Origin of the sequence: Microcoleus sp. A2-C3, from assembly GCF_036706065.1 — a bacterium.
In the GTDB taxonomy this organism is placed as follows: Bacteria; Cyanobacteriota; Cyanobacteriia; order Cyanobacteriales; family Microcoleaceae; genus Microcoleus.
Genome location: NZ_JAUBVX010000011.1, coordinates 126,407 through 140,281, shown reverse-complemented (window position 1 = coordinate 140,281; position 13,875 = coordinate 126,407). Strand labels below are relative to the sequence as shown.

General features: G+C 44.7%; 14 protein-coding genes. 1 reads left to right on the top strand and 13 read right to left on the bottom strand.

Annotation, left to right across the window (positions count from 1 at the left end; all coding sequences use genetic code 11):
- Positions 1 to 74 precede the first annotated feature (74 nt).
- The 9 genes from QUB66_RS09015 to QUB66_RS08975 form a co-directional block, all read right to left on the bottom strand.
- Positions 75 to 338: a hypothetical protein gene (locus QUB66_RS09015; protein ID WP_332969923.1), complete on the bottom strand. Its 264-nt coding sequence runs from the start codon at positions 336 to 338 to the stop codon at positions 75 to 77.
- The gene (locus tag QUB66_RS09010; protein WP_332969922.1) at positions 335 to 1,219 is read right to left on the bottom strand and encodes a XamI family restriction endonuclease; all 885 of its coding nucleotides are present in this window, start codon (positions 1,217 to 1,219) and stop codon (positions 335 to 337) included. The genes QUB66_RS09015 and QUB66_RS09010 overlap by 4 nt, the downstream gene beginning before the upstream one ends.
- A gap of 86 nt (positions 1,220 to 1,305) precedes the next feature.
- On the bottom strand, positions 1,306 to 2,397 hold the full coding sequence (locus QUB66_RS09005) for an RNA-guided endonuclease InsQ/TnpB family protein (RefSeq protein ID WP_332969921.1): 1,092 nt from the start codon (positions 2,395 to 2,397) through the stop codon (positions 1,306 to 1,308).
- 460 nt (positions 2,398 to 2,857) lie between these two features.
- Complete coding sequence (locus QUB66_RS09000; RefSeq protein ID WP_332969920.1) at positions 2,858 to 3,592, bottom strand: response regulator transcription factor; 735 nt, start codon at positions 3,590 to 3,592, stop codon at positions 2,858 to 2,860.
- A gap of 95 nt (positions 3,593 to 3,687) precedes the next feature.
- Positions 3,688 to 4,767: a hybrid sensor histidine kinase/response regulator gene (locus tag QUB66_RS08995; RefSeq protein ID WP_332969919.1), complete on the bottom strand. Its 1,080-nt coding sequence runs from the start codon at positions 4,765 to 4,767 to the stop codon at positions 3,688 to 3,690.
- A complete protein-coding gene (locus QUB66_RS08990) occupies positions 4,764 to 5,318 on the bottom strand; it encodes a hypothetical protein (RefSeq protein WP_332969918.1) in 555 nt (184 codons plus the stop codon). Before QUB66_RS08990 ends, QUB66_RS08995 begins: the two co-directional genes overlap by 4 nt.
- Before the next feature lie 291 nt (positions 5,319 to 5,609).
- Positions 5,610 to 6,533 (bottom strand): ParB/RepB/Spo0J family partition protein, encoded by a 924-nt coding sequence (locus QUB66_RS08985; RefSeq protein WP_332969917.1) that lies wholly within the window; start codon positions 6,531 to 6,533, stop codon positions 5,610 to 5,612.
- Positions 6,523 to 7,284 (bottom strand): ParA family protein, encoded by a 762-nt coding sequence (locus QUB66_RS08980; RefSeq protein WP_332969916.1) that lies wholly within the window; start codon positions 7,282 to 7,284, stop codon positions 6,523 to 6,525. Before QUB66_RS08980 ends, QUB66_RS08985 begins: the two co-directional genes overlap by 11 nt.
- A gap of 339 nt (positions 7,285 to 7,623) precedes the next feature.
- Entirely contained in the window at positions 7,624 to 8,250 is a 627-nt protein-coding gene (locus QUB66_RS08975) for a hypothetical protein (protein WP_332969915.1), read from the bottom strand.
- A gap of 376 nt (positions 8,251 to 8,626) precedes the next feature.
- Here QUB66_RS08975 and QUB66_RS08970 point away from each other — a divergent pair, with 376 nt between their 5' ends.
- On the top strand, positions 8,627 to 10,306 hold the full coding sequence (locus tag QUB66_RS08970) for a hypothetical protein (protein ID WP_332969914.1): 1,680 nt from the start codon (positions 8,627 to 8,629) through the stop codon (positions 10,304 to 10,306).
- A gap of 156 nt (positions 10,307 to 10,462) precedes the next feature.
- Here QUB66_RS08970 and QUB66_RS08965 read toward each other — a convergent pair whose 3' ends face one another.
- The 4 genes from QUB66_RS08965 to QUB66_RS08950 form a co-directional block, all read right to left on the bottom strand.
- Positions 10,463 to 11,179 carry an ATP-binding protein gene (locus QUB66_RS08965; RefSeq protein WP_332969913.1) on the bottom strand — a complete coding sequence of 239 codons (717 nt, stop codon included), beginning with the start codon at positions 11,177 to 11,179 and terminating at the stop codon, positions 10,463 to 10,465.
- Positions 11,076 to 11,588 (bottom strand): hypothetical protein, encoded by a 513-nt coding sequence (locus QUB66_RS08960; RefSeq protein WP_332969912.1) that lies wholly within the window; start codon positions 11,586 to 11,588, stop codon positions 11,076 to 11,078. Before QUB66_RS08960 ends, QUB66_RS08965 begins: the two co-directional genes overlap by 104 nt.
- A 619-nt stretch (positions 11,589 to 12,207) precedes the next feature.
- Positions 12,208 to 12,642 carry an aminoacyl-histidine dipeptidase gene (locus QUB66_RS08955; protein WP_332969911.1) on the bottom strand — a complete coding sequence of 145 codons (435 nt, stop codon included), beginning with the start codon at positions 12,640 to 12,642 and terminating at the stop codon, positions 12,208 to 12,210.
- A 296-nt stretch (positions 12,643 to 12,938) separates the two neighbouring features.
- Positions 12,939 to 13,649 carry a hypothetical protein gene (locus tag QUB66_RS08950; protein ID WP_332969910.1) on the bottom strand — a complete coding sequence of 237 codons (711 nt, stop codon included), beginning with the start codon at positions 13,647 to 13,649 and terminating at the stop codon, positions 12,939 to 12,941.
- Positions 13,650 to 13,875: the final 226 nt, after the last annotated feature.

Genomic DNA, 13,875 nt, shown 5'->3' with positions numbered 1-13,875 from the left:
ATCTCTTGTTTCATCTGTAGAAATAATTCTTAAGGAATTTGGAGAAAATTATGTAATTAATTTTGCTTGACTACTTAGCCGACTGCTTTAACAATTTGCGATCGCGGAAATTGCTGCAATAATGCCGAGTAAAAAGAGCCTGTACCAAAAGCCGGGTCGAGAAAACGAATCTTAATATCTGACGGCAACAGCATTGAAGCATATTTGAGAATATCTGCTGCCAGTGTTGGAGGCGTAGCAAACTGACCTAGCTTATTTCGCTGAGCTTGAGTTCGAGCTCCATCCAGTTGCGATTGCCGCAACATTCGTGTCAATTCAATTGTTGCAGTTACATTCATATTTCAAATAGCGCTAAATCATCAATCCGATGTTCCCAAACCCAGTCAATCCCTTCGGCCGCTTCGTAACCCAAATAGCCACTGTCAAAGTAACCGCAAAGAAACAAAATAAAACGCACGTTATTGCCGTAATTGCTCCTCAATTGAGTCATTTTAATAGCTTCTTCTTTGCGTCGCTTATTGGGATTGGTATAGTCACCGGCAGATTTCGCTTCAATCAATAACGGGAATTCACCAGGGCTAGAATCAATTGGTACGAGCGCAACGTCTATAGGGATATTAATTTGTTTGCTACCGGACTGTAAAAGTACCGGGATATTGAGCCGAAACGAGAAAGTCCCCGGTTGCATGGTCTCAAAACTTAATCCGGTCCCTCCTCTAACGTAGGAATAACCGCGCTGTTCCAGCCATTGCCTGATCATAGCAAGCTGCCTTCGTTCTTGAGCGTTGCGAACGATCGGGTCAGAAATAGCACCGCAAAGGCGATCGGCTACAATTGTCGCTGCTCTTTGAACTTCACTATCAGTTGGCTGCTGTCCGCTTTCTAGCCAAGGAAAAATATCTTTGTCGAGCAGTCGTGCAATAATTTGACTGATTTTTGTGAGTTCAGCATCCAGAATTGCAATGTCTGCCCGGGGCGGAATTCGCTGTCTCTCTTCCATATTTTTGACCAGGTTGGGCGATACTCCTGCTAAACCGATCAGGCGATCGCGCGCAATTGGCGGCGCTGCCGCCATGCGTAAAATAGGCAAAACCTCTGGATGCTGTCGCAGCAGGGCGGACGTGATGTTGGTCAGATTGGCTGTCTCTGCTAAGGCGGATTCAACTTGTTGAGTTGTAGCAATGCGAGTGTCGCGGTAGGCTTTTGGAGCAAACTGCATGAACCAATTGTTTTGACATACTCCCCTGCCTGAATGCGAGGGGATTCTAAGCTCAAACAGCAATTGCAGGCTTCGCCTGTCTAACATCACCTAACTCGGGCGGTTGATGCCCCAACCGCTTGAATATTCTTAGCTGCATTTTCATCCCGTCCATTCACTGATTGACAGGACGGACAGCGCCATTCTCTGACTGACAAATCTAACTCTTTCAGGACGTGCCCACAATGGTTGCAAGTCTTACTTGATGGATACCAACGGTCGATGAACACAACCTGCTTCTCTTTTTTCTGAGCAACCCATTCGAGGATCTTAAGAAAATCTCCGAATGCCAGATCAGATATCTTGCGACCCCAGAGACGCTGCATTCCTTTGAGATTCAACGTCTCAAAACACAAAATATCAAACCTATCGGTTAGATCGTGAGCCAGCTTCCAGAACCAGTCAGAGCGACAATTTGAAACGTCCTCATGCCTGCGGACTAGATGCTTTCTGGCTCGTTCTCGGTTAGCCGAACGCTTCACTTTCTTGGAGTGCTGACGACTGGCTTTCTTAATGACAGTGAGGGACTGTTTGAGGAATTGAGGCGATTCAATCTTGGAGCCATCCGAAACCGTGAGAAATGTCTTCAAGCCAAAATCAAAACCAGCGATTCTACTCGTCTCGATTTTAATTTGTGGCTCAATCACACTGTCAACGACCACGACCATGAACAGTTCTCCTAGCGGGGTGCGTTTAATGGTCAGAGTCTTGACCGTTCCCTCAATCTCTCGTGAGTTCCAATACTGATAGATTCTGCTTCCAATCTTGAGCCGGTTGCCACCCAAGAACTTATAACCAGCTTGTTTGAGCGTGAACGACTTGTACCGTCTGACCTTCTTGAAGTTGGGCGGTCTGACTCCTTTTTTGTGGTGTTTGAAAAACAGTTGATAGGATTTCTCAATGCGCTGAGAAATATCCTGTACTGCCTGAGAGCCGACCGATTGCCAAAACGCGATCCGTTTCCGCAGTTTGGCAATGTGAGCTTGAAGCTTGGCACAGTTCAAGTGCTTGCCCCACATTCGGTAGTACCGTTTGTGTAGCGCAATACAGTGGTTATAGATGACTCCTGCGGCGTTAATTGACCGCTTGAGAAACCTATTCCGCTTGTGATTGTATAGCTTGAACTTTAGTGTCTTCATGTTACTATAGCAGTCCTAAATGATTTTCTGTAGGGATACGGCAGTGCCGTGTCCCTACAGATCGATTTTGGGGAAATCACTGTCTAGATAATGATTTAGGATTGCTATATGATAGCATATTGCCTTCAAAACTACAGCATAAAAACGATTACTTTGTGATGCTCAGATGAAGAATACAAATTGCTTTTTAAGTATTGCCAGAAGAGAGAAAGAAGCTTGAATCATGTGTTGAGGGAACTTGTTATATCTCTAGAATCAAAGCCGTCCTAAAGGAGCGGGGCTTTAGACCCATTTTTTCGGTAAAAGTCTACCGACAGGGCAATATCGGGTTTCCACAAGTGTGGTTTGTCGGCATTAACTGGCACTGCATCTCCTCTAATCGCGACCCTCGCCTAAATAGCTTAGATTGCTGGAACGTCTCTGTTGTATTATCCACCAAGCGGTTGCTCTTGAAGCGGATTTAGTCAACTAAACCCGCGCGAAGGGCTCTGACAGCAGCTTGAGTGCGATCGTCGCAAGACAGCTTATTGAGGATGTTACGCACATGAGTTTTCACAGTACCGAGGGAAATGTATAGCTGCTTGCAAATTTCCTCATTGCTACACCCTTCGACAATCAACTCTATAACCTCTTTTTCTCGTTCTGTTAAAGGGTTCGCCATTAACAACTGACTGTACTCTGGCTCGACTCCATTGATTGACACAGTGGAAATGGTTGCTGAGTTAACAGCTTCCTTGAAAGGGTTATTCATGCGAGCCAAAACGATTCTGGCAATTGAAGAATCGATCCAGTTTTCGCCAGCGTTTGTCTCAACAACGGCTTCCACTAACTTTTCAAAACTGACATCTTTCATGCAGTAAGAGTCGGCTCCCGCTGCAAAAGCTGCCAGCACGGATTCTTCGTTATCCTGCATCGTTAAAATCAACACTTTCGGTTTGTTCTCTATGCTTGGAGTTTTGGCAGTTTCTATGTATTCTTTGAACCTTTTTGTTAGCTCAATCCCGTCTACTAACCCCGGCAGTCCAATATCAACGATCGCTACATCAGGCACAGTTTTCTCCAGTAAAGTTATCCCTTGCAGGCCGTTAGCCGCCTCTCCGATAAATTCGATTTCTTCGCAGTCTTCTAAAGCTGCTTTGATTCCGGCCCTTGTCAGGTGGTGGTCTTCAATTAAGGCAACACTAATTTTATTCATGGTTGGATTTGTTTAAAAAAAGGACAATTGTACTTCAGCGACACGAGTGTGTCCAAGGTAGAACGTATGCGCTCTTTTGGATCCAAACAAAACTTTTAGAGCGAGATGGGAAGCCGTACAGTAAATGTGCTGCCTTGGTCCACCGTTGATGTCACGTCAATGCTGCCAGAGTGGGCTTCTACAATCCGGCTTGACAAGTGCAGCCCCAGACCGCAACCTGCTCTAGCATGGTTTCCGGTGCGGAATCGTTCAAACAGCGTGGCTTGTTCTGAGGCTCTGATACCGGGGCCGGTGTCTTCTACGCTAATGCTTACCGACTTGATATCTGAACGGACAAGGATTTTGACACAACCAAAATCGGTGAATTTAAGGGCATTTCCGACTAAGTTGGTGATGACTCGGCGGAGTTCCAGGCGATCGCCCTCAATCCGCAGTGGTTGGGAGTCGAGTTCGTCGAAAGTTAGGACAAGTCCTTTGTCGATAGCAACAGCTTCCTGTTCCTTGACGACTTCTTTGACCAGTTTTTTGAGGTCAAAGGGGGCGATCGCGAGAGTCTTGCAACCCGATTCAAATCGGTGAACCTCCAGTAAAGTATTGACCAACGAAAGCAAATTTTTGTTGCTGCTGCCGATGGTGGCGATCGCCTCTACCGCTTGAAGGGGTAGTTCGCCGAATTTCCCTCGTTGGAGTAGAGCCAACATTCTATCAGCGGCAACAAGGGGAATCCGCAAGTCGTGGGTAAGACGAGCCACAAAATCCTCTCGTGCCTTTGTCATTTCCAGCATCGCATCTATGCTGTGTTTGAGCCGTAGGAGGCTGCGGACACGAGCCAGCAACTCATTTACCTGGATGGGTTTGCAAACAAAATCATCAGCCCCCAAGTCGAGTCCATCTGCTATGGCTGTTGAGTTGTCAGTCGCAATTAACAGGATGGGGATAAAGGGAAGTTGAGGATTTGAGCGAATTCTGTAAGTCACTTCGTAACCGTCTACTTCTGGCATCATTACATCCAACAGAAGTAAATCTGGCGGCGACTCCTCAACTTGAGCTAAAGCATCAAGGCCGCTGGTACTTGTGGTGACGCAATAGCCCTCTTCCGAGAGGATTGCCTGCACAATCGATAAGTTTTCGGCTACATCGTCAACTGCCAGAATTTTACTGGGTTTATCTCTCATCTTCCTCTGTCGCAAAATCCAAAACTTAGGAATGAGTCCATCTCTTCTGAATCAGCTTTTTGGCGGATAAAACTAAAAAATTGTCGATAATCTTGAACTTGCTTGGCTTCTTCCATTTTTCGTTGCTTTCGGATTCGTAGCAAGTAGTCTTTGAGGCGAACGTACCGCCATCCTACTTGCATCCCCAACTCGTAGCTTTGAGTAGCTTTGGGATTGGCGATTGCGTTCAGTAAGGTTTGTGCGATGCTTGGCGAGTCGAAATCAGAAATTGTTCTCCTGCTTTGTTTTCCATCCTTGTAGCCTTTCCAAAACTCTTTGCTGCTAGTTGAAGTGTGGATGGAAATCTTGTACTCTTGCAGTGTTGATTCCAGCCACTTTAAGTCTTGTTTTCTATCGTTTGAGAGGGAATCATTTGGCTGATACTTGTTCCAGGCACGGGTACAAGCGTTGAGCGACTTTTGAAAATCCGCTAAAAAATAGTTAGATAGGGTTTGATAGTTTGTCGGCAGTGAAAGTTGGCTGCGGTTTGAGAGAGTGTTAGTTTGTACCATAATTATCAACCTTCGCAAAACTTGGTTTGAGTTGGTATTTTTCTGTTCCACCTCTAAGTATTAATCTATCAACTGGTAAGCTTGAGTCAGCTCTACCTAAAAGCTGATTTTTCCTTCACTGCTGCCAAGCTGATTTCTGATTTAAGGCAGAAGCTAGAATTTGGAGCTTTAATTCAAAATAAGTGTTGAGCGCTTCTGCCTTTGCATGGAACTATCACCTTTAATGGCTGAACTTTTGCTCTCAACTCCAGTTGTAACGATTAGCTAGAAAGCGATATCCCTGAACTTTTCCTAATCTGCTAAGAGGGATTCTAGTTCTGTTAGGATTTTTTGGAGGCGCTTTTGCTTCTTTGGATCGCTCCAAACTTTTGACTTGTTCGCTTTTGTTAAAGCTTCCTTAATTTGGTTTTTCATATTTTCTTCCGGTTTTTCTCCCGAAGTCTCTGCTTTTAAATCCGCAATCCGTTCTTTAATCTGAGTTAAAGATAGACCTTCGGCGATCGCAGATTCCAGAAGCAAATTTCTGGCTGGCTCGTCTTTAACTTTGGCGATCGCTCGCGCCTTGGTATACTCGATCTGACCTCGGCGGAGGGCTTCTTGAATGTCTGACGGTAGCTTTAGCAATCCCAGTCTGTTACTGACGAAAGACTCCCATGACATCCGCCCCAATTCACTAAAAACCTTGACAACTATTTGCATTTCAGGATGAATGATAACGTTATCATTCATCCTCTGCACGTCATTTTGCATCCGGTAGAGCAGGTGTACCACCTCTTCTCGATCGTACTCAAGGTGATAGGAAAGCAGTTGCAAAATCCCCTCTGTTTCTTCGAGTGGGTTGAGGTCTTCCCGTTGGAGGTTCTCAACTAAGGCGACGCGCAGAGCTTGTTGTTCTGTCAAATCTCGAACGATGACAGGGACTTCTGTTAATCCTATTTCTTTAGCGGCTCTATACCGCCTTTCGCCTGCTACTAGCTCGTATTTTTCCTCTCCCAAGGGACGAACTAATAAAGGTTGGAGAATTCCGTCCGTTTTTACTGACTCAACTAAAGCCTGCATTGCTTGGGAGTCGAAATATCGGCGGGGTTGAGAGGAGGCAATCTGGATCGACTCAATCGATAAAAGTCTCTCTGTTGGTTCTACCACTTCATCATCTCCAAATAAAACGCTCAAATTTGCCTTGCCTTTATAGGGTTGGTCATTCTTACTTGACATTGAGTTTCTCCATCTTCGCTGCTAACTGGTCTAATATTTTGACGACAGGATTTTTAGGTTCGTAAACAGCAAGCGGAACTTGTTTCTCCGAAGCATCCGCGAAAGCAGTTATTCGGGGAATGGGGGCGTAAACGGGGGCGACGGTCGCAAACTGTTCGTTTATGGCTTTGAGAGTCCGCTTGTCCTGAGAGTTGGCAGCAGCGTAGCGCGAGGGAACAAAACCAGCTACCTGCAAAGAACGGTTTCCCTTCTTCTTGATTCTTGCTACTGTTTGTAACAAAAGGTTGGTGCCCTCAAAGGCTTTGTAGTGAGTCTCAACGGGGACTAAGACGTGAGTAGCGGCGATCAGACTGATGTAGCTGAGCAACCCTAAACTGGGAGGGCAATCGATCAATATGAAATCGTAGTTGTCTTGAATTGGGGCGATCGCATCTTTGAGGCGAATTTCCCGAAAATCCATGTTAACCAGTTGAATTTCAGCCGCGCTGAGGTTGATGTTGGTAGGAACCAAATCCATGCCGTGAATACCCGTGTGGATGGGCAAAGGCTCTTCATTGACAATGGCATCAAACACAGTTTTATCCAAGTTCTGAGAGTCAACGCCCATGAAGAGCGTCAGGGAACCTTGAGGATCGATATCGATGAGCAGAACTTTGCGTCCCCGCTTAGATAGTTGGTAGCCAAGATTGAGCGTAATTGTGGTTTTCCCGACACCGCCGGCTTGGTTGAACAGTGAGATGATCTTTGTCATAACTTGCTCTCCTGTAGCGTATCGCCATAGTTCCCATCCTGTGTGCAAGAGAAAGAGGCGGTTAAAACTGTAAGCATATTTGCACTATTGTTGAAGTCTGGGGATGTCTCCACTTGTGCCATCAACTTTACTATCCCCTGACCGTTTTGTAGAAAAACTATAGTTATAGTCTCATGTTAAGGTGGTATTTTTTAAGGCGCATTCGGAATTCTTTTATTTTTCCCCACTAGGAATTGGCAACAGTGACAATGCCGTTGCTATAAAAAACAACGGCTATTGCGTAAGTCTTGGCGCAAGTTACTCACTTGAGAGCCTAATTTTCCGCTCTTCTTTAAAATCCTAAGCTCGCTGCTTCATTGGCTTGTAGGGATAAGGATAGTTTATTCTTAGTTTGATGGAACCAGGAAGTACCTCTGGTTGATTAACAATGCAGTAAATGAGATATCCAGCCCGTTCCACTTCTGTCCAAGCTAGAGGCGAGAACTGGGCTGATTCACAAATGGCGCGTTTAACCAGTCCAGGTCTGCTGCGGTTCTCAAACAGAGCTTGCACGAACTGGGTGGGATTGGTTATGGCAGGAGACAGAAGCTTGCAGAATTTTCTAGGATGAACTGTCCGAAGGTAATTGAGAGTAGCTTGTCCATTGAATGCTTCAACTAGAGATGGGGAAATTTGCAAGTGCTGAAGCAGCAAGTCAATATCTTCCTCAGTATTGCTTACTGCCCATAAATTATCCTCGATCCATCCCCAAACTATCTGCTCAACCTCTTTCATCGTAGCTACTAGAAAGCGATTTCCTTTGTAGGTAAATCCTGAAACGTGCGGTAGTTGGGGGACAGACCAGTCGGCAAGGGCGCGATCGCTGTCTAGCAGCAATAGGATGGATGCTAGTATGTTCCTCCTGCTATGTCGCAGCGGATCGGCAGGTACAGGTTGTCGAGAACTCTGTTGATGGTTAAATTGCATGGGAACGGCGTTCTCCTATTAACAGTAAAAGTTACTGATTTAAGCTAAAAGCTAAAGGCTATAAACTCAATCCGCCGTCCTTCCTAATTTCCCACCTCAAAAGTCATTGGCAAAATTACTCTGGTGGACTATTCAAACGCGATTCAGATGCAGAAACTATAGTCCGACTGGTTGTTGTTTGTTCTAATTCCAGCTAGCTACAGCAATAGGTGTTTGTGCGACGGCTTTTTTTCGCTTTTGATAAAACAGTAGGGCTTCAATGTTCTGTGCCTTGAGAACTAACATTAGTTACGACTGAAGGCTTACTAAGAGCGACAAGAGCGCATGATAGGTTGATTGCTAAAAGATTGACGCGCTTTTATGTTGTAGCACGCTTATGTTTTTAGACACTATGCAGAGATTTTCCCCTGAGTATATCTTGAGGCTAAAACAAATAGGGTTAGCTTTTTTTGAGAAGATAGCAACTGACCAAGCAATAGCTGGAGAAACCCAAGATTTTTATCAGGGATTGCTGGCGGGATTGGATCGAGCAGTTAAATTAATAGATGAAGAAGGCGGGGTACAAACGCTTACCCTTTTAGAAGGTAAAATAGCAACTTTTATCAATGAAGATGACTCACCCCAACAACCTCTAATTTCGAGTTCAGTAGGCGACTGTAAGCTATCCATCTATAGATTATCTGCTAGTTCCATTTCTCAACTCAAGCAAAAAGGAAGAGAAACCGATTGTGAACCGGCTATAGAAGATTGTGTCTGCATCGGCGAGACTGAAGATTTCTATCACGGTTGCCTCGCTGCTATTGATTTTGCCCTGTCCTTGGCAGGTGAGAAATATGCCTATGCTCAAATCAGTCTGGTAAAAACTAATGCCGCCAATTTCATCGAATTAAACAAAGATTGGGAACGCCGAGTTCTTGAACTTAAAGGCTTATCTTCTTCCAAGAGGCAAGATGGACAATCAAAACAAAATTTGCTGGTTTGGATTTCGCAAATGGATGGTGACAATCAAGTTGGGACGTTGGTTAGTGAAGGAGAGGGCGATGAAGCGGATTCGCTCTCGACAGAAGCGGAGGCTTTAGCTGAAATACAGGAGCAAGATTTAAAGAGCGATCGCTCTGATTCTAGCAAACTAGTCGTACCTCTTGCTTTAAGCAATCCGGCTATTTTGAAAGACCAGAATGAAAGTGAAGAGAAAGTAATTCTTGAACTAAACTCGCTTGAGATATTAGCAGGACGAGGCAAAAATGAAACGGGCGATCGCTTGTTGGGGATCTCGGAGGATGGTAGTGCAAGTTTTAAAGAGGAAGTACAAGAACAGTTTAAAGAAGAGATAGTAAAGCTGCCAGAAGAGGAGCGCTTAGAGCTAGAGAATTTGCTAGTCAGCACTTTATTAGATAGCTGTCAACAGTTTAAGCTAGGGAAACGCAAAGTTATAGAAGATTGGACAGCATTTTTAGAGGACGGTGAAACAATTAGGGTGATTTCAGATCGAGACAGCCACATCGTTCTGCGGATTACTTTAGAGGGTGAAGTGCAAAGCGCTTTATCTTATGGCGATGCAGAGGTTTTGGGTGCAATTGTTAAAGAAAACTCAGAGGATTTGGCTATATTTTCTAAATGGTTAGAGCCGATAATTCCGAACCCGACAGCCGACGATTTGAATGCTGATTCAGTAGCACCAGCAGCCACAATGGATATTCAGCAGGTAAAAATGGCTGAGTCTATCCTGCCAACGGCTCAAAGAGCTTTTGAGTATTTCCTCAATCGTGCACGCGATCGCGTGGAAGAGACTGATGAGTACACTCGCGTTCGGGTAGGAGATTTGTACGATCTGATCGTTGAAGAGTCGGAGGGGGTTTCGGTGTCTTCTCTGACTGTTTCTGTCCGAGGGGAGTTAATTAAAGTTCGCGGAGAAGATTTGATTTTAGCTCAGGGGATTTCCTCTGAAGATATTGATTTTTGGGCAGTGGTGGCAGAGGAGCTAGATCGGATAGAGGCGAGGAGTAGGGATTGGGAGCTAGCGGAACCAGATAGTGCAAGTGGTTTAGGGCGATGAATCGCTGGAAATATAATCTCTCCTAACAGAGATTTTGTGGCATTATGACGCGCTTTAAAAGACGCGCTTTAAAAGACGCGCGTGTTTCTTTTATGTGGAGTGCGTGTTTAAAAGACGCAGCGCGTGTTTCTTTCAGGCGTGGTGTGTATTTTTTCGCTATGAAACAACATAATATGACGCGCGGCCTTGGCCTTCTAATTTCAACTGGTTGGCACCAGTCAACTTCCGCAACAGGCGACTAGCTTGGTCTTCGCTAATGCGACAGAGTTCCACAGCTTCTTTTCTGGTAATTCTACCGTGAGTCCTTACATATAATCGTTCTAACACGCTGCGGGCGATCGCCTCGTCTCGTTGAATGGCACGGGCGAGAGTGGCCGTGTCTAACCGTCTTTCTTGTCGCAATTGTCCTAAAGCAATTAAAGAGTCAACGGAGAGTGGGCAATGACTGCGATTTTCCTCTTCAATCACTACGCGCAACAGTCCTAAGTCGGCTTCCCCCCCTGGCAGTCTGACGGCAACTGAATGAGAGTTTGTGCTTCGATAATCAGGGGCGGATCTTCCGTAGCGCAATAACCCCTGATAGATTAAATCTACACCGCGCCCAGTTCGTTCGGCGAGTCCGATGCGTTTAATGGCATCGGCTAGAAAGGGGTTTCTCGGTCGGGGTTCTACGACTAGCAAGTTATCCAAACTGACACCTTCAACAAAACCCCCTGGGTTGCTGATGGTAATTCCGTAATCTTCCCAGCGGATGTGAACGGCTCCCAATTTAGTGTAATCTCGGTGGATGAGGGCATTGACTGAGGCTTCGCTTTCTTGTGCGGCGATCGTAGTTGGGAACGGGAACGCGAAATAAACCGATTTGCACTTCATCTTCTTCAACGCGCACCTTGAACTGTTCCATAACTCGCTCAAACAGTTTTAGCAAGGGGGTGCGGTAAAAATCATTGACTCGCACTTGGGTGCCTTCGAGGACTTGAAAGGCGACTTCGTGGGTGGGTAAGTGTTCGCGGAGGGCGCTTTCTCGTCCTAAAATCAGCAGTCCGGTGACGGTGGGAAAGCGAATTCCATCGGTAGAACGCACGAATCCTAAAGCGCCGTCGAGTTCTTCATCGGTTAAGGATAGCAGAGTGCGATCGCCCCCATATCGCTCTATTAATTGTCGCAGGCGTTCGCGTTCCAGGGGGTCGAAGTCGGCGACAGATATATAGAATAGGGGCGACCTGACTGCATTCACAATCTTACGGCCAATTAACAGCTTGTTGCTGTTTTCTAATGGCACGGGTTTGATTTTAGCTTGCTACCTCAGAGCACCAACTATATTAACTGACTCGCTCCGGGCTGACCTATCGACTCACGCGAGCGATCGCACAGTTTTATCAAAGTTCAAACTGCCCCATAACTTTTTCACCTTGGCTGTTGTCATGTGCGATCGCTAACTCCAACTTCCAACAGTTCTCATCGCAGTCTAGCAAAAACCATAAATTGGCAAAAAGTGCTCATTTTTACCCCCTCTTACGTCTATTTGACATGGCTTGCTATGCGACTACCCTACATATTACGAGGACTTAGGAGGATTTAGAAGGGTCTAAATTACAAAAAATCGCGCCAAAAGCAACAATTCTTTACAAAAAATGATAAGCATTTATACTGATTGTGACCGAAAAAGTAGGAATTACGAGGTGTAATGAGTAATAACTGTGCTGTTTTCTCCTCTTTTTTCCTCCTTTTTTAGCCATCTAAAATTCACATCTAGGTCGAATATAGCTCTAACAAAGTAAAATAGCTTTCAATCAAAGGGTGGGCGGGTGGCAATAAGCTTCCCCACTCCTAGAATGAATGAGGAGTAGGGAAGCCGCTCTTAACGAGCTATTTTTGACATTCTTAGTTGCTCAAGCAACTTATTCCAAATCATCGATGTCGTCATCAGCAACATCGACTTGTTCGTACACACTTTGTGAGCTTGAGGCAACTCCACTACTCTGGCGGGCGAGCCGTTGATTGCGAATGCCCCGATGCTTGGCGCGGCGATCGCGGATTGCATCCATATCGGTCAATCCGTATAGGATGCGACCAGCACGCATCAATTCCTTTAAAGGTGTTTCGCTGTAGTCAGCGCGAAATTGGGCATTATGTGTCTCCCAATCAAATTCGCCACCGTTAAAGCGAGCAACACTTGCCAGTTCCCGACCTGATTCTTCTCTCAAAACTTCTAGTACCATTAGGCGAAGTTTATCGTTGTAACTAATGCACTTGTCGAGGGCTTTTATCTGAGTCTTATGAGCTTTAGCGGTATGGGTTGGATTAGTATTTTGAACTTTTTCAGTGACTCTCATTTCTCAATCTTCCTGAATTCAAGTTTGTTCATATACACAGCAGCAATCGCTGCCTCTTTAAGTTTAATTATTGGGCTTAGATTTTACATATAATATTAACTATTGTGTTTAAAACTAATTAAATTGAAAGCAATTAATACTTTAAATATTTCCATAAAAGCTGAAATTTATTAAAATACTAATAAGATGAATAAAATAAAAAACTCTACTCTACCGTTTTTAGGTAAAGCAGAGTTTTACATATTCAACAAGAGCGACGGTGAAGGAAGCTGTAAAATTTGAGCGAGGGTGAAAGATTATTCTAAATCTTCGTCTTCGTCCTCATCTTCATCAGCATCATCTTCCTCATCTTCTTCCTCGGTATCGAAATCATCTTCGCTGTCTTCGTCCAAGTCTTCTTCGGATTCATCTGTTTCATCATCTTCATCAGCATCTAGTTCATCTTCTAAGTCATCCACATCATCATCATCATCTTCATCATCGGATTCATTCTGCTTGTTATAGCTATTGCGTTTAGCAAGCGATTCTTGATTGAATTTGACAAGACCTTTAATTGCTTCTTGCGCGTCAAGCTCGAAAACGTCGTATAGTTTTGCCATCACAAGCGCAATGACTTCCATATCGTGGCGCAGTGCATCGGGTTGACCAAATAGAGCTGGAAACACTTCGTTATTCCAACGCTGCCAGTTCATCGTTTTGCCGCGTTTTTTCAACTGTGCAGCAATATCCAAACCTAGTTTTTCCTTGGTAGCGTGACCTACCTTAGTTTGGAGGCGTTTTTCGCGCAGTTGAATTTTGACTCCAAACTTTTTCAGGATGGTAGTTCGCACGCGGTCTAGAAGTGCGTCTGCTTGCTCTTCTACAGTGAGTGTCGAACGGCGACTGACCTGCGATTGGGTAGCTGTCGCTGGGCTCTTTGACTTAGCAGCACCATTGCTTTTGCCATTCAAAGTGACCGCTCCATTGGATGGGCGAGAGTTATGGTTTTTAGCTGTTGTTGTAGCCATAAAGTTTGATTTAATTAAACTACTTCACGGCTAACAGCGCCGTTAGGCGCTCTCAAATTTCATCAAATTTATAATTACTTTTTTTATCATTAATAATAATTAATAGTTTTTACTGTAAAATAAATTTCTGTAATATTTCGGTGTATCTTTTTTTGAGTAGCAGAAATACATAATTATGTATATTGAGGAAATTAGGTAAATAATTCCTAAGAATTAAGAGGAGGTT

Bases quoted from the DNA above. Each gene is read 5' to 3' on its own strand.
- QUB66_RS09005 (WP_332969921.1), bottom strand. From the start codon at position 2,397: ATGAAGACACTAAAGTTCAAGCTATACAATCACAAGCGGAATAGGTTT.
- QUB66_RS09000 (WP_332969920.1), bottom strand. From the start codon at position 3,592: ATGAATAAAATTAGTGTTGCCTTAATTGAAGACCACCACCTGACAAGG.
- QUB66_RS08985 (WP_332969917.1), bottom strand. From the start codon at position 6,533: ATGTCAAGTAAGAATGACCAACCCTATAAAGGCAAGGCAAATTTGAGC.
- QUB66_RS08980 (WP_332969916.1), bottom strand. From the start codon at position 7,284: ATGACAAAGATCATCTCACTGTTCAACCAAGCCGGCGGTGTCGGGAAA.
- QUB66_RS08990 (WP_332969918.1), bottom strand. From the start codon at position 5,318: ATGGTACAAACTAACACTCTCTCAAACCGCAGCCAACTTTCACTGCCG.
- QUB66_RS08955 (WP_332969911.1), bottom strand. From the start codon at position 12,642: ATGAGAGTCACTGAAAAAGTTCAAAATACTAATCCAACCCATACCGCT.
- QUB66_RS09015 (WP_332969923.1), bottom strand. From the start codon at position 338: ATGAATGTAACTGCAACAATTGAATTGACACGAATGTTGCGGCAATCG.
- QUB66_RS08995 (WP_332969919.1), bottom strand. From the start codon at position 4,767: ATGAGAGATAAACCCAGTAAAATTCTGGCAGTTGACGATGTAGCCGAA.
- QUB66_RS08975 (WP_332969915.1), bottom strand. From the start codon at position 8,250: ATGCAATTTAACCATCAACAGAGTTCTCGACAACCTGTACCTGCCGAT.
- QUB66_RS08950 (WP_332969910.1), bottom strand. From the start codon at position 13,649: ATGGCTACAACAACAGCTAAAAACCATAACTCTCGCCCATCCAATGGA.
- QUB66_RS09010 (WP_332969922.1), bottom strand. From the start codon at position 1,219: ATGCAGTTTGCTCCAAAAGCCTACCGCGACACTCGCATTGCTACAACT.
- QUB66_RS08965 (WP_332969913.1), bottom strand. From the start codon at position 11,179: ATGAAGTGCAAATCGGTTTATTTCGCGTTCCCGTTCCCAACTACGATC.
- QUB66_RS08970 (WP_332969914.1), top strand. From the start codon at position 8,627: ATGTTTTTAGACACTATGCAGAGATTTTCCCCTGAGTATATCTTGAGG.